Origin of the sequence: uncultured Rothia sp. (assembly GCF_937976295.1) — a bacterium.
Taxonomy (GTDB): Bacteria; Actinomycetota; Actinomycetes; order Actinomycetales; family Micrococcaceae; genus Rothia.
On record NZ_CALJRY010000135.1, the window covers coordinates 1 to 23,043 of the forward strand.

The 23,043-nt window shown below is 61.2% G+C and carries 10 protein-coding genes; 2 read left to right on the forward strand and 8 right to left on the reverse strand.

The genetic code is table 11. The annotated features are described in order from the left end of the window. Nucleotides 1-110 precede the first annotated feature (110 nt). Nucleotides 111-3,257: a UPF0182 family protein gene (locus Q0216_RS03460; RefSeq protein ID WP_298592950.1), complete on the reverse strand. Its 3,147-nt coding sequence runs from the start codon at nucleotides 3,255-3,257 to the stop codon at nucleotides 111-113. A 239-nt stretch (nucleotides 3,258-3,496) separates the two neighbouring features. After that, complete coding sequence (locus Q0216_RS03465; protein ID WP_298592951.1) at nucleotides 3,497-4,720, reverse strand: PDZ domain-containing protein; 1,224 nt, start codon at nucleotides 4,718-4,720, stop codon at nucleotides 3,497-3,499. Between the two features lie 295 nt (nucleotides 4,721-5,015). On the opposite strand from Q0216_RS03465, the gene Q0216_RS03470 reads away from it, so the two are divergent. Then, nucleotides 5,016-6,485: a zinc-dependent metalloprotease gene (locus Q0216_RS03470; RefSeq protein WP_298592952.1), complete on the forward strand. Its 1,470-nt coding sequence runs from the start codon at nucleotides 5,016-5,018 to the stop codon at nucleotides 6,483-6,485. Nucleotides 6,486-6,634: 149 nt separating this feature from the next. On the opposite strand, the gene Q0216_RS03475 is transcribed toward Q0216_RS03470, so the two are convergent. Then, nucleotides 6,635-7,258: a M48 family metallopeptidase gene (locus Q0216_RS03475; RefSeq protein ID WP_298592953.1), complete on the reverse strand. Its 624-nt coding sequence runs from the start codon at nucleotides 7,256-7,258 to the stop codon at nucleotides 6,635-6,637. Beyond that, on the reverse strand, nucleotides 7,242-9,176 hold the full coding sequence (locus Q0216_RS03480) for an ATP-dependent helicase (protein WP_298592954.1): 1,935 nt from the start codon (nucleotides 9,174-9,176) through the stop codon (nucleotides 7,242-7,244). The genes Q0216_RS03475 and Q0216_RS03480 overlap by 17 nt, the downstream gene beginning before the upstream one ends. A 337-nt stretch (nucleotides 9,177-9,513) precedes the next feature. Between Q0216_RS03480 and Q0216_RS03485 the strand changes: the two genes are divergently transcribed. Beyond that, nucleotides 9,514-10,515 carry a phosphotransferase gene (locus Q0216_RS03485; RefSeq protein ID WP_049349437.1) on the forward strand — a complete coding sequence of 334 codons (1,002 nt, stop codon included), beginning with the start codon at nucleotides 9,514-9,516 and terminating at the stop codon, nucleotides 10,513-10,515. Between the two features lie 1,010 nt (nucleotides 10,516-11,525). Here the strand turns inward: Q0216_RS03485 and Q0216_RS03490 are convergent. The 4 genes from Q0216_RS03490 to Q0216_RS03505 form a co-directional block, all read right to left on the reverse strand. Continuing rightward, nucleotides 11,526-16,250: an ATP-dependent DNA helicase gene (locus Q0216_RS03490; protein WP_298592957.1), complete on the reverse strand. Its 4,725-nt coding sequence runs from the start codon at nucleotides 16,248-16,250 to the stop codon at nucleotides 11,526-11,528. 91 nt (nucleotides 16,251-16,341) lie between these two features. Beyond that, complete coding sequence (locus Q0216_RS03495; protein WP_298592959.1) at nucleotides 16,342-20,205, reverse strand: UrvD/REP family ATP-dependent DNA helicase; 3,864 nt, start codon at nucleotides 20,203-20,205, stop codon at nucleotides 16,342-16,344. A 162-nt stretch (nucleotides 20,206-20,367) separates the two neighbouring features. Next, nucleotides 20,368-21,948, reverse strand: a complete 1,581-nt coding sequence (locus Q0216_RS03500) for a restriction endonuclease FokI C-terminal domain-containing protein (RefSeq protein WP_298592961.1) — start codon at nucleotides 21,946-21,948, stop codon at nucleotides 20,368-20,370. A 47-nt stretch (nucleotides 21,949-21,995) separates the two neighbouring features. Then, nucleotides 21,996-23,043: restriction endonuclease FokI C-terminal domain-containing protein (locus tag Q0216_RS03505; RefSeq protein WP_298592963.1), on the reverse strand; the 1,048-nt coding region annotated here is incomplete at its 5' end.

Consider the following 23,043-nt stretch of genomic DNA (forward strand, 5'->3'; position numbering starts at 1 on the left):
GCAGGCCCCGGGTCCCAGCACAGACCCCGAATCTAGGGCGAGGACGCTAGATTCGGAAGCCCAAGAACCTAGTGGGCGCTACTCCCCCGCTATCTCTCACTCTCTTAGGCTTAGCGAGAAGCCGAGGCGCTGGCACTGGGCGCTACAGAAGCGTTAGCGGAAGCCGCGGCGCTCGGTGCCGCAGAGGCTCTGGGCGTTGCCGTGGCACTGGGCGCTGCCGATGCAGAAGCGTTAGCGGAAGCCGCGCTCTGCGCCTCCTCAGCCTCCAGAGCCTTCTTCACCGCTGCCTCCAGACGCTTCTGAGCCTCACCGTAGGCAGCCCAGTCGCCCTTCTTCATCGCCGCATCGGCATCGGTCATCGCCTTCGAAGCATCCGTCAGAGCCTGCTTCAGCTCCGAAGACTGCGCAGCCGACGAACCACCGGTCGAAGCACCCGAAGTACCAGAGGAGCCAGAGGCAGAAGCCGAGGGGCTAGCCGACGCCGAGCCGTCCAGATTTGCGCCCGAATAGCCATCGAACACCTGGTTCAGCGCCTCCTCCAGGGTCGGAGCGAAACCGACCTTATCGCCGAAGCTCACCAGCACGCGCTGCAGACGCGGGTACTTCGCGTCACCGCTCGACTGCACATACACCGGCTGAACGTACAGCATGCCGCCGCCCACCGGCAGAGTCAGCATATTGCCGTTGATAACCTCAGACGAACCGCGACGCAACAGGTTCAGCTGGTTCGACACCTCAGCATCAGAGTTGAAAATGTTCTGAGCCTGACCCGGGCCGGGAACCACCGAAGAACGCGGCAACTCCAGCAGACGCAGCTTGCCGTAATCGGGGCTACGCTCACCGTCCTTACCGGTACCGGCATCACCATTAGCCGCCAGGAAGCCGTACATCACGTTACGAGAGTTCGAATCACTCTGCTGAGGAATGAACGTGGTCGTCAACGAGAAGTGCGCACGAGAATCACCAGGCATCTGCAGGGACAGGTAGTAGGGCGAAATCGGCTGGTTACGATCATTGGTCGGATCATTCGGAATCGACCAGACATCGTCACCTGCGTAGAAGCTATTCGCGTTCGTCACGTGGTACTTATTCAGCATGGTGCGCTGAATATTGAACATGTCAGTCGGGTAACGCACGTGGCTCATCAGCGAAGCGTTCATCTCACGGTAGCTCTTCACCGTGCCGGGGAAAACGCCCTGCCACGCCTTCAGCACCGGATCTTCCTCATCCCACGCGTACAGGGTCACCGAACCGTCATACGCATCCACGGTAGCCTTCACCGAGTTACGGATGTAGTTCACCGAGTTAGAACGCTGAGCACCCGCAGCGGTTGCCGCGTCCTGGGAGCTACCCTGCGAGTAGGGGAACTGATCGCTCGTGGTGTAAGCATCCACAATCCACTGCACGCGGTTATTCACAATCGCCGGGTACGGCTTAGAATCCACGCTCAGGTACGGCGCCACCTTACGCACACGATCCAGCGGGTTGCGTTCGTACAGAATCTGCGAACCCTCACGCACTGCGTCCGAAAGCAGAATGTCAGAGGACTGGAACTTAATCGCATACGACAGGCGAGCCAGTAGCGAATCAACGCGAGGACCACCATAACCGGCGAAAGTGTACTTCGCATCGGAGGAGTTGGTTTCCTCAGCAGAGAGCGGACGGTCCAGCTCCAGGGTGTCGCCCTTGCCGCCCACAATCGAATACTCCGGCGAGCTCATGCCAAAGTAAATACGCGGCTCATAATCCTCGCTCAGGGTACCGGTCGCCTTAATGCCGGACTGCAAGAACTTCGGGGTACCCGCAGAATCCACCTGATTACCGTACGCGGCAATCACACCGTAACCGTGGGTGTACACCACGTGGCGGTTATACCAAGAATCTCCGCTCGTCTGCGCCGGGTTCAGCTCACGAGCCGCCAACACCGTATCCTGCGTGGTGTTACCCACCGCATAGCGGTCCACCGACAGCGGCGAATCAAAACGGTAGTACGGACGGAACTGCTGCAGCTGAGCAAACGCCGAGGACACAACATTCGGATCCAACAGACGAATATTCGCAATGGTCGCGCTCGAAGAGCTCAACGCACCGGCACGGGTATCAATCGTCGCGTCGTACGGGGTGGTCTCAATCTTGTCCAGACCGTACGCATAACGGGTCGCATCAATATTGCGCTGAATGAACTTCGCCTGAGCGCTCTGCTCATTCGGAACCACCTGGAAACGCTGAACAATCCACGGGTACAGGCCGCCAGCAACCAGAGCAACAATCACCAGCATCGCGGTGCTAATCAACGGCAAACGCCAACGATTCATCGAAGCCGCCACCACAAACATGACCGCCACCAGCAGAGCAGAAATCGCCAAAATAGCGTTCACCGGGATCGACGAGTTCACGTCCGTGTACATTGCGCCAGCCCAGCGGCCCACCTGCTGCTGAGTCGACGAATAACGATCCAGCCAGAAGCTCACCGCACGAGTCAGCAAGAACGCAGCCGCCACAATCGCGGCGTGACGACGGAACGCCACGGTGGTGCTCACACCACCCGGCTGAACCTTAATGCCGCCGTAGAAGTAGTGCATGAACACGCCCGCGAGCGCCGACAGCACCACAGCGGAGGTCACCAGAGTCACCACCAAGCGGAAGAACGGCAACGCAAACAGGAAGAACCCGTAATCCATGCCGAACTCCGGGTCGGTCTTACCGAAGGACTGCTGGTTGAAGAACAGCGCGACGGTGCTCCACTGAGTCATCGTTGCCGAAGCAATGAACAGGCCCAGCAGCAGCGGAACCGCAATCAGCAGAACCTTACGCGCCTTATCCACGCTCTCGTGGTAGCGGCGCATGCTCTCCTCAGCACGCTGCTGACCAAACACGTCACGCAGCATCTGCTCGGCAGCATCCGTGCCGCTCGTCGGCACGCTCTGATTCGGGTTCGGCGCCTCCTGCGGCTTCTTCTCGGACGCGGGTGCCACATCAGCATGACGGACCGCGTATGACATCGAAGCCCACAGCGGCACAGAAACCACCAGGGCAGCCACCACAAACACGGCGGCCTTCAACAAAATCTGGGTAGTGAACACGGTGCTATAGCCCAGCTGATCAAACCACAGCCAGTCCGTGTACACCTGGGACGCACCCACAAAAGCAACAATGAGCACCGCCACCACAGCAATCGTTGCCTTCAGGGGGCTACGGCGCTTGGCGGCAGGTTTCGTCGGCTTAGGATGCGCGGTGTTATTGGTCGACTCAGACACAATTCCTCGCTCATCATACGTTCAGAGAAAATAACTGCCTTTAAGTATCTCAGAGGTACAGCAGAAGGGCAGAACTCCGTAGCGATTGGAACGAAATATAACAGGGTTGAAAGGTTTTGGGGCGCGGGAAAGCTGAGGTGATGACAGAGCATAGGGTGCAAAACAGCCCCGGTACCCTAAAGTACCGGGGCTGAATTCTACGTTATATGGGTGAGAACCTCTCGGGCAGAAAGGTTATTTTAGGAACCGCAGCGGGGCAGGGAATCGTCCGGGGTACCGGCTTTAATCGCCTCAACCGTCTTCACCGCTTCATCCAGGGTCGACACCGGCACAACCACCATCGTGCCGCTCACCTGACCGGCGTGATAGTAGTTGAACAGGTCGGGGTCCTGCGCCTGCATCTTCACAATCGAATCGCAGTTCTCCTTCGGCGCCAAGAAGTAGCGCGCACCGTAACGGCCCGTCGCCAGGATCTTGTACTTAATGCCGCCAATTGCGCCGACCTTACCGTCAGCATCAATCGTGCCGGTACCCGAAATGTAGCTGCGGTACGGGTCGCCTCCGGCGTCCTCATCGGCAAGCAGGGTACCCTCGCTCAGCTTATCGACCGTGCCCAGCGCCAGCATCAGACCGGCGCTCGGACCGCCCACACCGTCCAGGTTGTACTGCACGTGCGCCGGCAGGTCATAGCTCTGCTTCAAACCCGCGCCAAGAATCCAGCGGCTATCGTCACTCGAACGAATCGGGGTCAGCTTAAACGTCTGCTGCTTGCCGTCACGTTCCACGGTCACGTCAATCGGCGAACCGTTCGAGGCGTTCACCGCCTTCGGAACATCGGTGAGGGTCTCAATCTGCTTCTCCCCCACCTTCACGATGCGGTCATCAGCCTTCAGAGCGCTCGCCGCCGGGGAACCCTCCACCGTGGAAAGCACCTGAACCTTCTCGGTCACGGGCATATTCAGGTGGCGCATTGCCGCGACCTTCGCCTGAGTCTGCGAATCAGCCATCTGCGCGCCGGTCGCCGCCGTCGCCTGCTCATGGCTCACGTGCGGGTACAGGGCATCGGTGGGCACCACGAGGCTGCGGTTACCATCAAACGCCAACCAGCCGTAGAACGCCTCCGCACCGGACAGCTCCGTGTACGGGCCACCCGAAACCGAAACCGTGGTCATGTTCATCTTGCCGTACGTCTTATAGCTGGGCGCACCAGAAATCTCAATGACGTCCTTACCCTGGTAGGTTCCGAGCACGTCAAAGAGCGGGCCGGGACCCTCCTTCACATAGGAACTGGGCAGAATAAAAGCACCAGCCAGCAGGGCGCACGTCGCCACAGCGCTGACCGAACGCAGGTTCACACGGCGCGGCGCAAAACGCGAACGGCGCTTAGCCGTCTTCTCAGTACTCTTCACGCTCACGGAGGCGGCGTTCGGCTGCTGCTCAGCATCAGGGGTGGACTTAGTCATGGTTTCTACAGTACCGGATAAACCTGCTTTTCAACACGCGGGCGGGCACCGTTACCCCGCTAAAAATAGAGCGGCCGGAGGCGTTGACGCTCTGACCCGCGCCGCACCTTGTCAGCACCCTGCGGTGATGACGGCACGAAAAAGCACCCAAACCCCCGCCCAAAGACAAGCTTGTGTGCCCTCAGCTGATTAACCCGCCTCCACAGCAATGGCACGGGAAATTCTCAGCAAAAATCGGTAGGCTGGACAGCGAGCGGGCCAGCTGCGCCCACCCCCGGATTACGAAAGGCTTCACATGTCTGAGAACCCCACCGGCGGCGCCTCCAACGAGCGCGACCCCCTCGAAGAATTCATTAAGAAAATGCAGGAGCAGGGCTTCGACCCCTCCGCAGGGGCAACCGGCCAGGGCGGCAAGGGCGCTTCCTCTAACCCCAACGCACAGAATCCCTTCAGCGCACTCTTCGGCGAAGGCGGCCAGAACCCCTTCGGCATCACCATCGACCCCGAAGACCTGAAGAACATGGGCATGAGCTTTGACCCCGCCATGATGCAGAGCATGTTCGCGCAGGTGCAGGCGATGTTCTCCGGCGCGGGCGCATCCGACAGCCCCAGCGGCGTGAACTGGGACAACGTGAAGAACCAGACCCGCCAGATGCTCGCATCCATGGGTGAAGACCCCTCCGTACCTGAAAACCTCAAGCGTGCCGTAGAAGACGCGGCGAACCTCGCCGACCTCTGGCTGGACGCGGTGACCACCATTGAGCGCCACAACTACCCGGTGCAGGCGTGGTCCAAGGCGGAATGGGTTGAACATTCCTTCGACTCCTGGCGCGAAATGGTCGAGCCGGTCGCAGCCGAAGTCACCCAGTCCATGGTCATGCCCGGCGCACCCGAAGACGTGCCCGAAGAGATCTCTCAGATTCTCAACAGCGGCTTCTTGAACAACATCGGTGCCGTCATTTTTGGTGCGCAGATGGCTCAGGCACTCGCGCAGCTCGCCGGTGAGGTCTTCTCCTCCACCGACGTGGGCTTCCCCCTCGCGCCCGGTTCCTCCGCACTGCTGCCCAACGGCTACCAGCAGCTCGCCGACAGCATCGAGGTGCCCCCGCAGGAGGTCCTGCTCTACCTTGCCGTGCGTGAATCCGCGCTGATCCGCCTGCACAAGGCAAACCCCTGGCTGCGTGAAGACCTGGTTCAGCTCGTGGCGCGCTACGCCCGCGGCATTCGCGTGGACATGAACCGCATGCAGGACGCCGCATCCCAGGTGGACATGAGCAACCCCGACGCCGTACAGGAAGCATTCGAAGGCGGCATGTTCAGCCCCCAGCGCACCGAAGACCAGGAACTGGCGGTGCAGCGTCTGGAGGGTCTGCTCGCCCTCATCGAAGGCTGGGTATCCGTCGTCACCGAGGATGCGACCCGCAACCTGCCCAAGGCACCGCAGCTGACCGAAATCATGGCGCGCCGCCGCATCGACGGCGGCCCCAGCGAGCAGGTCTTCGAGACCCTGGTCGGCCTGGAACTGCACCCGCGCCTGGTGCGTGAGGCACAGCAGTTCTGGCGCTGGTACGAAAACGCCCACGGCATTGAGGCGCGCGACGGCCTCTGGGACACCCCGGAGACCCTGCCCACCCCCGCCGAGCTGGAAGACTTCACCGCATACGATGCGCGCATGAACGAAATCAGCCTGGACGACGTGGACTTCGACTCGGAGCTGCAGAAGCTGCTGGACGGCGGCTTCGGCGATGCGCCCGAAGAAAAGTAAAGCGGCAACCAGTAAAGCGGCGAAAGTAAATAGCTGACACCCCGAGCGGGGGTGGCTTGTGAAGATACAAGCCACCCCCGCTCGAGTGTTTTGGCTGGAGTATTTCGGTTGGTTGATAGGTTTTCAGCGGCGCTTAAGTCGGTGGGCTTTTAGCTGTCGCTGTTTTCACCGCGCTCACCCTCAGCCCGCGAGCGCCCCAGCGCGTACCCCTCCAGGTAGGCCTGCGCCCGCAGCAGCTGCGGGTAGCGCGCCTCCAGGGTACGGAACGCCGCCGAATGATTCGGCTGAATCAGGTGGCAGAGCTCGTGGTGAATCACCGAATCCAGCACGTACTCGGGTACGCCCTGCAGCTCCGAGGAGATGCGGATCTGCGTGTTCGCGTAGGTTGCCGAGCCCCAGCGCTGACGCTGATTGCTCACCCAGCGAATCGACAGCTTCTCCAGCCTGCCCGAGGCGACCAGCTCCGGCAGGTGCTTCTGCGCCAGGTGCAGGGCGCGGGAGCGAAGGTACTCGTCCGTGACCGTCAGCTGCGTGGCACGCTCACGGCGCGCGGCACGACGCTGGATGCGCGGCAGCAGGCGGGCAATATGCTCGTCAATCTCTTCGCTCGTGCTCGCGGCGGGAATGAGCAGGCGGTAGGCGGGGTTGCCGTGCGCATCCTCGCCGTCGCGCTGCATGCTGATGGTGCGGGTGCGGCGCGCCGAGCGGACCAACTCAATCTGCGGGCGGTCCTCGGTGGCGGGCAGAATTTCACGTTTAAAACGCTGAGCCATAATCTCCTCTTCCCTTCGACGAACGGCGGGACTGCGCGGCACGGGACTGAGTCAAGCGAGCCTGGCTATACGACGAGCCGGCGCTCTCAGCCCTGCGGCGGCGCTTCGCCGGATCAATATCGTCCAGGAAACGCGAACGCTTACGCTGACCGCGACCACCCACGGTGCGGGTCATCGTCCAGGTCAGCCACAGGTACTTGCGGGCGCGCGTAATGCCCACGTACAGCAGGCGGCGCTCCTCATCCACCTCATCCGGGGTAGTCGCAAAAGTGATCGGCATGAGGCCCTCGTTCAGGCCGCACAGGAACACGGCGTCCCACTCCAGACCCTTAGCCGCGTGCAGGGAGGCGAGGGTTACGCCATTGACCTGCGGGGCGTCATTGAATTCGCTGCGGTGGTTCAGGGTCGCCACCACCTCGTGCATGGTCAAAGGTAGCGGCTCGGGCACGCCAGGGCGCGGGTTCGCGCGGTGCTCCTGAAGCTGCTCTTGGCGGTTCTGCGCCATCATGTCCACCATGTGCACCAGGGCGGCGAGAGACTCCCACTTCTGGCGGGCAGCACCGCCAGTGAGCGGGCCTTCCTCCTTAAAACCCAGGCCACCGAGCACATCGCGGGTGTAGCGGGTGACCTCCTCGGTGCCGTCCGTGGACTTCGCCGAACCGCGCAGGGCAAGCATCGCCTGCTTGACCTCGGGGCGCTCAAAGAAACGCTCCGCGCCACGTAGCTGGTACGGAATATGGGCGGCAGACAGCGCAGACTCAATCGCCGCCGACTGGGCGTTCGTGCGGAACAGCACCGCGATCTCCGAAGGCGGCACGCCGTCCTTCTCAATCAGGTCGCGAATATCCTCGGCAATGCCGGCGGCCTCCTGCTCGTCGTCCGCGTAACCGAACCACTCCACATCCACGCCGGGGCCGCGCTGAGACATCAGCTCCAGCGGCGGCGCCCACGAATGCGGGCTCGAATCCGGATGAGGGCGACGCGCCGCCAACAGACGGTTCGCCAACTCCACCACCTGCGAATGCGAGCGGTAGTCGCGGGTCAACTTCACCGTATGCGCGCCACGGTACCGGCGCGGAAAATCCAGCAGGTAACGGCTGGTCGCGCCCGTAAAAGAGTAAATCGTCTGGGAGGCATCGCCCACCACGCAAATATCGTCGCGGCCGCCCAGCCACACATCCAGCAGACGCTGCTGCAACGGGGACACGTCCTGATACTCGTCCACCACAAAGTGGCGGTACTGGTTGCGGACGGTCGCGGCGAGCTTCTCGTCCTCCTCCAGCATGGCGATGGTCAGCAGCAGCACGTCCTCAAAGTCGATGAGGTTACGCTCATCCTTCAAGTCCTCATACGCCTGGAAAATACGCTGCATATTCTGCGGGGTAATCGCCGAGGGCAGCTGCTTCTCACTCAGACGCTGCATGATGGTGTCCGGGGTGAGCAGCTGAACCTTCGCCCACTCAATCAGCGACGCCAAATCACGCAGCAGGGAACGATCCGTGCTGATGCGCAGACGGTTCGCCGCCTCCGTAATGAGCGAGGCTTTGTTCTGCACGATGGACGGGAACGTACCGCCCACCACCTGCGGCCAAAAATACACCAGCTGACGCAGCGCCGCCGAGTGGAAAGTACGCGCCTGCACGCCGTGCGCACCCAGCTGGTGCAGGCGGGTGCGCATCTCCTCCGCAGCACGCAGGGTAAAGGTCAGGGCGAGCACTCGCGGGCCCTGGTAGCGCCCAATCGCAATACCGTAGGCGATGCGGTGCGTAATCGCGCGGGTCTTACCGGTACCGGCACCCGCCAGCACACGCATGGGACCGTCCAGCTCGGTGGCGACCGCACGCTGATCCGGGTCAAGCCCGGCAAGAATATCGTCTGCGGAGATCATATGCTGAGGCTGCTGAGGTGTGGCGGTCATAATGCTCCATCAGTAAGGCGGGCGGTACGGGCAAGCGGCTTACGCTCGCGCGGGGCTTGTGAGTATGCGGGCATGCGGCTGCGCGAGGCGGTGATAGCCGGTCTTCCATTGTATTCTCCCAGACTGTGTTCTCCAGACCCGCCGCGGCTTCTTAGCTGTTGCTTTCATTCAGGGCGTGAGGCGCTCGCCTATCTGGCATGGGCGGTTAGGCGTGCAACGAAATGCGCAGGAATACGCGGACGAGCACATTTAGCCTTGTCCACAAGTATCTTCACCACTTGGCATAAAGATCCTAAAAACTACTAAACGGCACACATAGGTTTGGTAACCTTAACCCGTGACTTTATCTCCCCTTCAGCTAGCAGCCATTGTCTCCGCCGGAGTGCCCGGGATTTACCCCGTCGGCGCCGAACCGGTTCGCGAAGACAGCGACGACTTCGACTCGGCAATCATCGCCGACTCCACCGGTCGCCGCTGGCGAGTGCGCGCCCCGCGCCGCCCCGACGCCAGCATGCGTCTTGAAGCTGAACACCTCATCCTGCAGTCATTCAGCCCCGGCCTGCGCGCGCGACTGCCCTTCGCCGTACCCACCGTCGCCGGCACCGTACCCTACGCGGGCGGCAACGTGTTCGTGTACACGCACATCCCCGGCACCATCTACGACGTGGACCAGCTCGCCGAGCTGAGCCGCCGCGAAGTTGCGGCGAACCGCCCCTCCCTGGCGTCCATCATCGCCAAGGACATCGCGACCCTGCACGTGATGCCCGAAGACATTATTTACGAAGCCGACCTGCCCTCCTACTCTTCGGAGCAGATTCGCCTGCGCAAGAACGCCGAGCTCGAGCGTGCCGCCGCAACCGGCAAGGTGCCCGCCGACCTGCTCGCGCACTGGCGTACCGTGCTCTCCCCCGGACCCATGTGGCAGTTCCGCCCGCGCGTGGTCCACGGTGACATGGGCGCCGAGAACCTCGTACTGCACGTCACGCCCTCGACGGCGCGCATCGTGGAGGTCACCGGCTGGTCCGATGTGCACGTGGGCGACCCCGCGCAGGACTTCGCGTGGCTGTACTCCTGCCAGGACATCGACTTCACCGACGAGGCAATCGAGGTGTACCGCCAGCAGATGCCTCAGTTGCCCGACGCCTACCTGGCGCAGCGCGCGAACTTCTACGCGGAGTTCGCGATCGCCCAGTGGCTCACCCACACCGTGGAGGTTGGCGACCGCGACGGCGCAACCCACGCAGTGTCCATGCTCCTGGACATTCAGGACGACCTGCGCGCCTCCGGCGAACTGCTCGGTCAGGAGGAGGTCGGCCCGCTGGTCGGCCCCGCCGAGTAGCTGTTAAATTTCTACCTACCTCATAGGTTTTCGGTTCAGCCCCGCAGTACTGCACTGCGGGGCTGAACTATATCTTGAGCTGTACCTACTGGGGGTTTACCTCACCTGGACTGCGCCCGGTGAAGCCAGTTCCCCGAGTGTCTGTCAAACCAACGAAATTATGCCCATAAGGGCTAGTGGAGGGGCTTTAGCGGGCTTTTATCAAAATTTCTTTAAGTGTTTTCCAGCACTTTTTGAGCACCAGTTTTGCATTTTTGTGCATGAATGACTCAGATTAAGGCTGAGAGTTGAAGGTGTGCCAAGGGTGCCATTCACAATATTTCCCGGGTGCAAATACACCACAAACCCACAAAAACCAACTTTTGGTTTTGAGAGTCCACAGAGCCTCAACTTCACCTTGAACTGTGCTCAAAATAGTGCATTTTAGGGTAAAAACTTTCCCTGTAGATTTTTTCAAAAACTCCTGGAATACTTTTGCTGTGCCGCGAGAAAACCAGCGGACACACTCCCCATAGCGCACTGACCAGCGCTGATATCGTGGCAGCGATACATTGGGGAGACAGATTGGACGGGCCCTGACCGGTCATGTCAGGCCCGAGCCGGATTCATGCACCGCGCAACCAATCACCGATGGCAGAAATCTATAGAGCTACTTTCGAGGTTGTGTTTGAGAGTAAAGACGCACGCAAACCCCACGGGGCGCCGGCGGCGCGAGTGAGGCCGCGAGAGCGGCAGTCGTTCGGCGCGATTCTTTCCCGGAAGCGTGCGAGGGCACGAAGTACCTCTATAGTTCTTCAGCGGCTGAGGACGCCTCATCACCCTAATGCAGTGGGGTGAAGAGGCGTCCTCTGCCATTAACCGTAAAAGTCCGCGCAGAAAAATCCACGCAGGAAAGCAGCTCACCAGGCATTACACCTCGTGAGCTGCTTTTCTCTATTCGGTTGTAGCAAGCGCTAGTACGCGAGCGCCGCCCGCCCGGCGCTGGAAGATCCGCTGTTGAGATCCGCTACCTAGCCCTTGCGCGCCTCACGAATCACCTTCGCCAGCTGCGCCTCCGTGGGCAGGCCGCCGCGGATCTGGTGATCCCACACCTCCGCAACGCCCTTGCCGCCCAGGTAGACGAACACGGTGCTGATACACTCCGGGTTCACGCCCATAATGCGGGAGAACGCGATACGGTACAGACCCAGCTGGAAACGTCGAGACTGCATGGTCGACATCTTCGGGCGGGAACCGCTCTTCCAGTCCACCAGCACCCAGCGTTCGCCGTCCGTATCCTCGGTGCGGAACACCGCGTCGATACGGCCGCGCAGGCTTAGACCCTCGATATGGGTTTCGACCGGGTACTCGACCGCCCAGATGCGTTCCTTCCACTCGTCACTGCCCCACTCGCTGTTGGCGAAGCGCTCCCAGAGGCGCTGAACGGAGGCGTCCAGTTCGCTCTCGGACTCCTCGTGGGCGTCCTCGAATGTGAACTCGTCCTGTTCCTGCAGGTCAGCCGGGCTTGCAGATTCAGAAGGCTCAGCGGGCTCGGTGGAGGCGGCAGCGGAACCAACCAGGTCAACGCCCACCGTGTCCTCCGCTTCGGGCGCCTCCAACGGGTCGGCGGTCGGCGCGATGCCGAAGTGCTCCTCAATCAGCGCGTGCACCGCCGTACCAATCGTTGCCGCACGCGAGGGACGCTGAGGCACCGGGCGCATCAGCTGATGCACCGTGCCCTGCGGGTCCTCGCTGAGGCGGATAAATGTGGATGCGGACAGGTGCCCGGGCAGCTGATTGCTGGGTACCGGGTCGGTCTGACCCATCATGAGCAGAAGCAGGTCGGCTTCGCGTTCCCAGTCCACCGCCTGCTGGCGCAGGGATTCGGGAATGGCAGATGCAGGATGGCTTGCGCTCTCCCCCGCTACACCCTCCCCGCTCTGGTGCAGGTCATCGTCACCCGCGCCGACGGCGAGCTCCACCGCCAGGGCGGCACGCTCCACCGCCTCGCGGCGGCTCGAGGAGTTAATCGCAATCTCACGTTCCAGCTGCTCATGCTGGCCGCGGCGAAGCACCGCCTCCGTGCCCCGGTTGAGGGCATCGTCAGAAGCCCAACGCCAAATCACCGGGCGCTCCAGCGGGTCAAAAGGCCACATGGCGGTCAGCACCGCACCCAGGTTCGGGTTCCTATCCTCGTAGTTCTTCTGGGCGAACTGGCCGCGCACCTCAATCGGCAGCGCCGCCGCCACCGTGGGCGAGAAACCGGGCGCAGGCGGTTGCGTCTCACGCCATTTCTCCCGCTCGGTGGCTTCGATAATCCATTCGGGCACCGGCAGGTTCAGGCGAGCACAGTTCTCCGCCACCGTGCGTGCTCGTACGGAAGGAGCCGCCAGCTGCCAATCCTGCGCGAGGGCGGGAGCCATGGCCTCAACCAGCACCCAGGCGTAGCGTTGCACCTGCTCGGCGTAGGTTGTCCGGGCGGTCGCGCGCGCATCCGCCTGCTCGGGGGTGAGCTCATCGGCATCTACGGGATAGGCTTCGAGCTCATCCAGCAGCGCCGCCTCATCGGGTGCGGGCGGCAGGTTCGCAGGATCCACGACCGTACCGTGCACCAGGGTCACCGGCTCCACCAGGCGGTACTTCGACTCGGCCAGCAGCTCAACCCAGCGGCGCACATGGTTCAGGTGCACCTTCTTGCGCTTATCGGCGGGGTTCGGCATCGTGTACGACAGGCCCATGCCCACCAGCTGCGGCGCCGCCCAGGGGGTATCCATCGTCTCCTCAAAACGCACAGAGGGCGCATCCACCGTGGGCGTACCCAGGTCGAAGAGGGACTTGAAAAGCATCTCCATCAGCTCTTCCCAGAAGGGCTGCACCGGCAGAGGGAGCGAGGCGGTACTCTTCCAACGGTAGGCGCTCATCGCCAGCAGGTTACGGGCACGGGTCATCGCCACGTACATGAGGCGGCGGTCCTCCATGCCGGCGTGCTCGGCGGCATCTTCCTTATGCTCGCCCAGGTAGTCTTCCAGGTCCTTCGCCTTCTCGAAGGCGGTAATCTCCTCCGCAGTCTCGAGAATCGAGGGAAGGTACTCGCGGTCGCCACGCAGCGGCCAGGGCAGAGCCGCATTAGCCGACATCTGCCACAGGTTCGGGGTCTGCCCGCCGGTCGCGCTACCGCACAGACCCGGCAGAAGCACATGATCCCACTCCAGACCCTTCGCCGCGTGCATGGTCATCAGCTGCACCGCGTTCGGGTCAGGCTCCACGGCGCCCAACGCCAGGCCCTTCTCCTCATCATCGGCACGCTCAAGCCACGCGAGGAAGCCCATCACGTAGCTCACGCCACCCGAAGACAGCAGGAAGCGGCGCGCGCCCGGGTCGCCCTCCTCCGCGCTCACGCCGTCAGAACCGGCGTAAATCATCGCGTTAATACGCGGCGCCGACATGCCGTAGGTGGCGGCAACCTCGTGGAAAGCATCCAGGTTCGCACGCGAACCCAGCGGGTCGGTACCCGGGCGGACCGCCAACTCAATATCGAGTAGCATGGTGCGCTCAATCTCGTACAGCAGCGTGCCCAAATCCTCACTCAAACCGGCACGCAACACGCGCATCTGCTCAGCAAAAGCACGCAGACGCTCCAGCGCCGCCGGGGAGAAGCGGCGGCCGCGGTACTGCTCACCGTAGAGAGGTTCGCCATCCGCGCCGTCCTGCGGCAGGTTCTCCACCGCCTCAATCAGGGAGGCGTAGCCGGAGGAATCCTCCACCGCACCCTTGAGGGTTTCGTCCAGACGCTCCTGGGCGGCACGCAGGTGCTCCGCCTGCAGGTTGATAGCGGCCGCATCGTCGGCGTCTTCAGCCTCCGCGAGCATACGCAACGCCATCTGCTCACGCAGGGCACGCTCACGCTCACGCACCAGCGACTGCGCCCAATCACCCAGCGCCAACATATCCGCCGCACCCAAACGCCAACGCGCACCCGTCAGCAGGCGCGCCAGGGCGTCCGAACGGTTCGGATCAGCCAGCACACGCAACGCCGACACCAAATCCACAACCTCCGGCTGGGACAGCAAACCGCCCAAACCCACCTGCTGCACCGGAATGCCCAGGCGCTCGCACTCCACACGAATCGGGTCCAGCTGACCGTGCACACGCGCCAGCACCGCAATCTCGGGCATCTTCAAGCGCGGACGCACCGAACCGTCACCGGAACGATGCGCCGCGTAGGCGCGCTCATACTCGCGCACCGCCTGCGCACGCATCGCCGCAATACGCTCGGCAATAGCCACAGCCTCCTCGCGGTCAGAGTCGTGGTACGTCAAATCAACACGCCCCACCATGCCCGCGGCTGCCTGCTCAAAGGCGGGCGAACCGGGCTCGCCCACCAGGGCGCAGCGCGGGCGCAGGTCGGGAACCTGAGCGGCGGTAATATCGCCGTCGGCGGCACGCACCCACTCGGGAACCTCCTTCAGCTTCTCCGCCACGTGGTTTGCCGCGTTCAGCACCGAAATGTCGTTACGCCACGCGATGGACAGGAACAGCGGCTGCGCATGCTCAGTCGGGAAATGGCGGTAAAAGCTGAACATCTGACCGTCCGAAGCGCCACGGAAACCGTAAATTGACTGCTTCGGGTCACCCACAGCCATCACCGGATGCGCCGGAATACCCACAGCCTCATCGGCGCCGTAAATCGAGGAGAACAAGCGCATCTGCGCGTGCGAAGTGTCCTGGAACTCGTCCAGCAGAACCACCTTGAAGCGGGCACGCTCACCCTCGCGAATCGCCGGGTCAGCCTCCGCAATGCGCGCGGCAAAACGCATCAGGTCACCGAAATCCAGCACCTGCATGCGCGCCTTCACGCGGGCGTAGCTCATCGCCATACGCGCGTACACTCGGCGGTTACGCAGCAGACGTTGAACCTTCAGAATGTCCCTCTCGGTCTTCGTCTCGCGGCGCGGATCGGGCACCGCCGCATACGCCGCCAGCTGCTCGGTGCAGAAGTCAATCACCTCCTGCGGCTCCACCAGATGCTCCGCGCACTCATCCGAAAGGTGCAGCATCTGGTTAATCATGGTCGCCGCAGACACCGGCACACCGTCGTGGTCGAGGGGAAGCTCCCCCTCCCAGTACTGCACAATCTGCGCGGCAAGCTGCCACTTCTGCGCATCGCCAAGCATCTGCGCGTCCTGCTCCACGCCCAGGCGCAGACCGTACTCCTTGACGAGGTTATTCGCGTAGGAGTGGTAGGTGAGCACGGTCGGGTCAGCGATGCCCTCGCGCAGCTCCTCATCGGTCGGGGCGACGCGGCGGCTACGGCGCAGCGTGTTCAGACCGGCACGCATACGGCTACGCAGCTCGGTTGCCGCCTTGCGGGTGAAGGTCACGCCCAGCACCTCTTCAGGGCGCACAAAACCGTTATCGACCAGCCAAATCACGCGGTCAACCATGGTCGCGGTCTTACCCGAACCCGCACCGGCAATGACGAGGGTCGGGGCGGGGCCCGCTTCAATCATGCGTACCTGCTCGGGGGTCGGCTTCTTACCGTCGGCGCCGTTGAGCATCTCGGCAATGTCAAGGGCACTGCGGTAGTCGGCAGGCTTGAGCGCGGGGTCGTTCCCAGCGGCTTCTGCCGAGAAGAGCACGCCGTTGGGCAGCTGCCAGCTATTGTGCTCGCACCACTGGGCGGGGGTGAGCATGCCGGCGCCAGAAGCGGGGTGAGCGCCGGGGTGAGTAGCGCCGTATGCGCCAGAGTCAGTCATAATTCCTCTTCCTCATGGATCATTCTCATGGGAGGTTCGGGGTGAGTGATATCGAAGTAAACGGGGGTGCGCGGCTACTGGGACACGACTACTAGGGCTGCGTCACCTGCCGGCCGCGCGTACAAATCGGGCAGATCTCCGGCAGGCGGCACCCATAGCCGCCCTCACGGTGACGAGCCTGCACCTGCGAGCCAGCAATCAGCTCCGCGGCGTGCTGCACCAGCTCAGCCGCCCACGAATCGTGCTCCGTCAGGGCGGGCTGAACCTGCAGGCGAGTCTTGCTCTCATCGTTCACGCCCGAGGCGCCCAGCTGCACGAGCGCCGCGCCTCCGGAACGACCCGTGTAGCCGGTGTACTCCAGCTCCTGGGGGCGAGCATCCGGTAGCGGTTCGCCCGCCTCCAGGGCGGCGGCTTCGGCGCGGTAACGCTCCTCCAGTTGCTCACCCGCACCAGCCTCCACCGCAATCTGGTAGGCGGCAAGCTGCGGATGCGTCTCCATCTCCGACCCGGTCGGCTTAGACTTGCCGGTTTTCAGGTCAACAATGGCGTAGCGGCGGGTGCCGTCCTCCGCCGGGGCGGTACCCTCGAGGCGGTCCACACGACCGGTGAGCAGCGCATCCAGCTCGCCGACTTCACCGGCGGGGTCGAAGGGCACGGGCACACGCACCGAGAAGGAGCCTTCAACACCGAGGTTCTGCCAGCCGGCGTCGCCCATGTGCTGACGGTAGTAGTAGCTCAGGCGCAGAATCATGCGCTTGGCACGCTCGTAGAGGGCGTAGGATTCCCAGGGCACGCGCTCGCGGTACTCTTCGTCGGTTTCGTCGTCCTTGCGGGCGGGCACGCCGAGGGAGCTAATGCGCTCGTCGAGGGCGGTTTGGAGCTCTTCGAGGGTGCCGGTCGGGTACTCTTCGGCGATGGCGTGAATGAGCGTGCCGAGCGAGCGGGACAGGTCGGTTTGGGCTTCCGCGCGGGCGGCGGAAACCAGCCAGTCCAGCGGGGAGCTGTGGATGGTTTCCAGGCGCGAGGGCGAGAGCGTAATCGTGCGGCGGCTCGGCTTTTCAGCCTGTTCTTCAGCAGGCTCTTCGCTGTGGTTTCCGTCCTCAGCGTGCTCTGCCGGGCGGTGCGCAAAGAGCAGCTCCGTGCTGGAAAGCGGCAGCAAACCCCACCACTCATCGGGGGTGGCGCCGGGTGCCTGCGCATTCGCCAGGCGCGCCAGAGTGCGGGAGGCAGCATCGAGTCGGTACGCGGAAGCCTCCGGGGTGAGGGCCTCTTCTTCCGGTGCGTTGTGCATCTGCGCGCCGTCCTGAGCGTCTTCGGCACGCATCGCGTTCAGCGACTCCTCAACGAGGGTGCGGCGAAGCTCCGCCACCAGGGAACGCAGGGTGGCGGGGCGGCGCACGCGGGTGATGGGCACCTCCGTGGAGTCACCAACCGCGTCGGTGGGCAGCACGAAGTCGAAGAACTCGCCGGGTGCCTGATCATCATTGCGCACGGCGGTGAGCACGAGTCGGGTGCTGGCTCGGGTGGCGGCGACGGCGAACATGCGCAGCTCGTCGTGGCGGGTGTCGCGCACGCGTTCGGGGTAGCTGCGGATGCGGGCGGGCGGCACAGGCTGCGCGCCCTCCCCCGCTTGCTGTTCTGCCTGCTGGGCGCGCTGGCGGAGGCGCGCATCGCACAGGTCCACGAGGTCGCCGGTACTCAGCAGGGAGCCGCGCACGGTGGTGTTGGGCCAGACGCCTTCCTGCAGACCGCATACATATACGGTTCGCCAGGACTGACCTGCGGCGAGCGCGGGGGTGAGAATCTCGACCGCGTCTTGGCGTACGCCGCGGGCGGCGAGGGTGTCCATGGGCAGGTCCTGCGCGTCGATGAAGTCGAGGAACTGTTCGGCACCGGCGCCTCGCATCTGCTCGTCGAAGCGGTCGGCGGCTTCGAAGAGACCGATCATGGCGTCGAGGTTGCGGTGAGCGGCATCGGCCTCGGGGCCTGCGCCGCGCGACTGGGCGACCCAGGTCTTTTCGAGGCCGCTGGCTTCCCAGAGCGCCCAGAGCACTTCGGTGCTGGTGGATTCGGGGCGCGCGAGTGCTTTACGTCCGGCGGAGAGCACGGCTGCGATGCGGTGCACGGCGCGTCCTACGCCCTCTTCGGGGAGGGTTTCGGGGTGTAGCAGGGCACCGAGGAGCAGGTCGTCGCTGGGTCGGTGGCCGCCGCTTTGCAGTTCGATGGATCGTAGCTGCTGGCGGAGTCGTCGCACGTCCATGCTGGATGCGCCACCAAGCCTAGAAGTGAGCAGGGTGATGGCGCTCTGCGCGCCGCCGAGGGGGTTGGCGCGGCTTTCTTCGGCGATGACGTCGTCGAGGCTTCGGCGCATGAGCTCTTCAGCTTCGGTTGCGCTGAGGGTCTCGTAACCGCCGCGCTCCCCCGCCTCCGCACCTTCTGTCGCGGGCATATGCACGGCGGGGTTCAGCGCCTTCTCGCCGCGCTTGCGGGCGTAGACGAGCAGGCTGAGCGCGTCCAGGAAGGGGCGTACGGCGGGCTCGTCGCGCACCGGCACGAGCGCCGCGGAGGTACGCGAGGGAATACCGTTCGAGGAGAGCACACGGCGGATGCGCGCCACGTCCGCGCTGTTGCGCACGATGATGGCGGACTCGCGGTAGGGGTGGTTGCCGTAGATGCGTTCTTCGAGCAGCATTTGAGCGATGAGGTTCGCCTCGTCCTGAGAGCTGGAGAGTGCATACTTATACACGCCGGCGGGTGCGGTGCGGTAGTGTGCGGGGTCGAGGATTTTGCCGTCGGCGCCCAGGTGCAGCAGCGGTTCGTCGGCGGCACCCCAGGTGAGGGCTTCGTCGGCGGGGGTGGTGTTGATGCGTCCGAAGGTTGCGGGCGCGCTGTTCTTCGCCCCCTCCTGCGCACTGTTCTTCTCCCCTGCCTGCGCGCCGTTCTTTGCCCTTTCCTGCTCGGGGGTGAGCGGCACGAACCGGGTGTAGCGCGGCAGGCGGCGGCGAATGTCCGCCACGAGCGGCATCATGAGTGCGGGCAGGCGGTACGAGGTGGTGAGCGTGCGGGTGCGCATGCTCGGGAAGCTTGCCTGCAGGGTGGTGACGAGGTCGGGGCGGGCGCCGCGGAAGCCCTGGACTACGGCTTCGTCGCTGTAGGTCATGACAACCTGCGGGCCTTCAGCGAAGAGGTCGGGGTGGGTTTCGGTCAGGTGCGCGGCGTCTGCGGGGGCGACTTCTGCGGCGATGAGGCGCAGCAGCCGGTAGATGGAGGGGCTGAGTTCCTGCACGTCGTCGATGAGGATCAGGTCGTAGCGGCGGCGTTCTTCGGCGAGGAATTCGGGGGCGCGCAGCAGTAGCCGGCAGGCGTCGTTGATGAGTACTGCCGGGTCGTAGGCGTTTTTGGCGCGGAGGGCTCGCACGGCACGGTATTCGGTGTGCAGTTGGGCGAGGGCGTGCCAGGCGGGCTGGTTGTGTTCGGTGGCGAGGGCGTGTACGTCTTCGGCGGTGAGGTCGTATTCTGCCATGCGGTCGAAGAAGTCGCGGATTTCGTGGCGGAATCCGCGGGTTGCGAGGGCGTCGCGGAGTACGTCGGGCCAGGCGGGTCCGGGTGCGATGCCTTCGGCGTGGTTGGCGAGTAGTTCGCCGATGATGACGTCTTGTTCGGGGCCGGAGAGGAGTTTGAGGTTGCCTTCTACGCCGCTGAGTAGTCCTCGGGTTTGGGCTCGTTTGAGCAGGTCGAAGGCGTATGCCGCCCAGGCGCGGGTGGGTGCTACGGAGAGGCTGCGGTCGCTGGATGCGGCGATGGTGTCTCGCATGCGGGTCGCGGCGGTGCGGGTGGGTGCGAGGATGAGTAGCCGGGCGGGGTCGTTGCCGTCGGCGAGGTAGCGTAGGGCGCGTTCGGTGAGGTGGTGGGTTTTACCGGTTCCGGGGATGCCGGTGAGAAGTTGGGTTGTCATGGTTTCAGTCTATCGGCTGGAGCGCGGTTGTACCTCGGTTCCCTGTCAACATCGACTACAGAAAAACGTCCCCAATCATCTCTGAGGTTGAAGGTGTTGAATATTATGCTAAGCTCACCCACAAGTCAAATATCAAAACTTGTGGGTGAGCCTCAGACCTAACTAGTCAATGTCTTTTAAAGTAATAGCGCGGTTCACAGAGAAAATTTTGCGAATTTCTTCATGCATGTACGGGTTCTTCTGATGTCGTTCCACCATACGAGCTAAATACCGAGCCGTAATAACAGACCCCAAAAGACCAGATCTATTCGAAATATTCTCTAGTTGAGAACTTATATTTTTTCCATAGTCCGAGACTACGTATGCAAAAAATGAAAGATTGGCAAATTCCAACCCATATTCCGAATAACGTTCAATATATTCAAGCATGCGATTTTTATGATCATTGCTAATACTATATTTTTTCTTGTAGGATTTGGTATCCAAAATTCCCGCCCATTTTTCATCACGGGAAGCTACAACGATGTCAGGCACGATACCCTTCTGCCCGATATGCTCAGCACGGAGCCCAAAAACATCGGCAAAAATTGAAGAAGTTGCCTTCTCAAATTCGGTAGCCTTATCACGCCCACCGCGTGATAACTCAATATACTCCTGGAGAAATCGGTCCTTAAATCCATGCGGATACTTTCCTGAAAGAATCCGCTCAGCATCCTTGAAGGGTACTCCAGATTTATTTGAAATCGTGGTAATGAGTTGCTCATCTACCCTCTCGATATAATGTGTCTTTGCATATTCCTCAACATACAAGAGTACAAGTCGTTCTCTAATATCCTCTGGGGATACACGACCATTCTTGCCACGACGAGAGGTATACCTGGTCTTTCCAGGGCGCAAACCATATCGCCCCTGAAAATACTCCTCGTTATCAGGCCTGTCCAGTAGCGGCTTATCCTTATATTTCTCTACCAGTTCTCGAGCTTCTTCCTCCATACCAGCAGCAATAGACCAGTTACCGTTTTTCCGTTCAATAAGCTGGGTATATTCCAACCAGTTACCGCAAGTATTAACAATATTCCTAAGCCCTGCAACAACATTTGTCATATTAATTTCTTTTTTAGTTCTAGGAGGCTTATATAGATAAATGAAGTCATCCTCTAATGATTCATCACCAATACGTCGGTATTTAAGAATGCGCGACACAACATCGTCCACACAAGATTGTTTATTAGAGACACCATGTTCAATAACAACCTTTGCAATTTCATCTTTTTCATTAAGATATTTCTTAAGACGCTCATCCAATAGAAGCTGAAGAATAAAAATAAAAGGACGCACCGCAAAACGGCTATCAACCGAAGAAGACCATTTGTAAGAGAAAGTACTGGGGAATTGATTTTCCACAACCTGCTTTTTAATAATCTCAAAAGGAGGCATATCATTTTTAACCAGTGCCTCCCCAGCATCCGTTAGATAACACACTTTGTTTTTATCCTGATAAAAAAGCCCGAGACTTCTAAACCAGGCTCGGTATGTACGGGCCCCACCACCCGTTCGGTCAAATCGAGGTCCTTCTCCCTTAATCCCTGCACGTTCAAGATTTTCTTCAAAGGAAAGCTCGATCTCCCGTCCTTCAGAACTCCAGCTGCGTCCCTCAAACAGAAGAGCAAATTCCCTCAAAGCTTGAGAGGTAGATGCCAAATTACGCTTGGGTCGGGAAAACCACCACATATTATGAGCCATAAAATATTCCCTTTCACACAAAATCTTTAAAAGAAGAAAATAATCTTCTACCCAATATCTTCAAACGTAATTGCACGATTCAGCGAGAAAATTTCGCGAATCTCCGAGTGAGTGTACGGCTTCTTCTGATGACGTTCCACCATACGCACAATATCTCGCGCAGTAATCACCGACCCGGGGACACCGGATTTCTCAGAGATAGTACGAATCTGAGGCGTCACCGAATTCTTGTAGTCTGAAACCACATACGAGAAGAAAGCGAGCGTCGCAAATTCAGGGCCATACTTCGGGTACCGTTCGATGTACTCGACCATACGGTTACGGTGGTCATGTCCGATACTGTATCCCTTGGCATATGCTTTACTGTCCAAGATGCCAGACCAGCCTTCTTCGCGAGAGGCGACAACCACGTCCGGGACAATGCCCTTCTGACCGATATGCTCTGCGTAGAGCCCAAAGATGTCGGCAAAAATTGAAGTTGTTGCCTTCTCAAATTCAGTAGCCCTATCACGTGATTCAAAGGCCATCTGTACATACTCAGAAAGGAAGGAATCGACAAGGCCGTTCGGATACTTAGCGGAGAGAATACGTTCGGTTTCCACCGCAGAAACACCCGTCTCCGCTGCAATATCAGCAACAAGCTGGGTATCCACGCGGTTGATAAGACGCTCAGCCACGTACTTTTCAGCCACTAGGAGGACATTCTTCTCCTCAATCTTCTTCGAAGAAACGCTGCCGGTCCCCTCAAGACGTCGAGTGTCTTTGAACTTACCAGGGCGCAAACCATACTTACGCTGGAAGTATTCCTCATCGTTAGGCTTAGCAACCAGCGCTTTCGATGAGTATTCTTCGACTAGCTTACGTGCTTCGTCCTCAGCGCCCGAAGCAATCGTCCAGGTGCCCTTATAACGTTCAATAAGCTGGGTGTACCCCAGCCAGTTACCGCAGGTATTCGCAATGTCTCCGTGATTCGCAAAAATCTTCTCAAGGAGAGGAGCCGCCCTAGGAGTGGTATAGAGCTCTACATAGTTCTCTTCCAAAGATTCGTCACCGATACGACGGTGTTCAAGGATACGAGATACAACGTCATCCACA

Excerpts from the sequence above, each read along its gene's own strand:
- Q0216_RS03495 (WP_298592959.1), bottom strand. The coding sequence starts at position 20,205 with ATGACAACCCAACTTCTCACCGGCATCCCCGGAACCGGTAAAACCCAC.
- Q0216_RS03475 (WP_298592953.1), bottom strand. The coding sequence starts at position 7,258 with ATGGCTCAGCGTTTTAAACGTGAAATTCTGCCCGCCACCGAGGACCGC.
- Q0216_RS03465 (WP_298592951.1), bottom strand. The coding sequence starts at position 4,720 with ATGACTAAGTCCACCCCTGATGCTGAGCAGCAGCCGAACGCCGCCTCC.
- Q0216_RS03480 (WP_298592954.1), bottom strand. The coding sequence starts at position 9,176 with ATGACCGCCACACCTCAGCAGCCTCAGCATATGATCTCCGCAGACGAT.
- Q0216_RS03470 (WP_298592952.1), top strand. The coding sequence starts at position 5,016 with ATGTCTGAGAACCCCACCGGCGGCGCCTCCAACGAGCGCGACCCCCTC.
- Q0216_RS03490 (WP_298592957.1), bottom strand. The coding sequence starts at position 16,250 with ATGACTGACTCTGGCGCATACGGCGCTACTCACCCCGGCGCTCACCCC.
- Q0216_RS03500 (WP_298592961.1), bottom strand. The coding sequence starts at position 21,948 with ATGGCTCATAATATGTGGTGGTTTTCCCGACCCAAGCGTAATTTGGCA.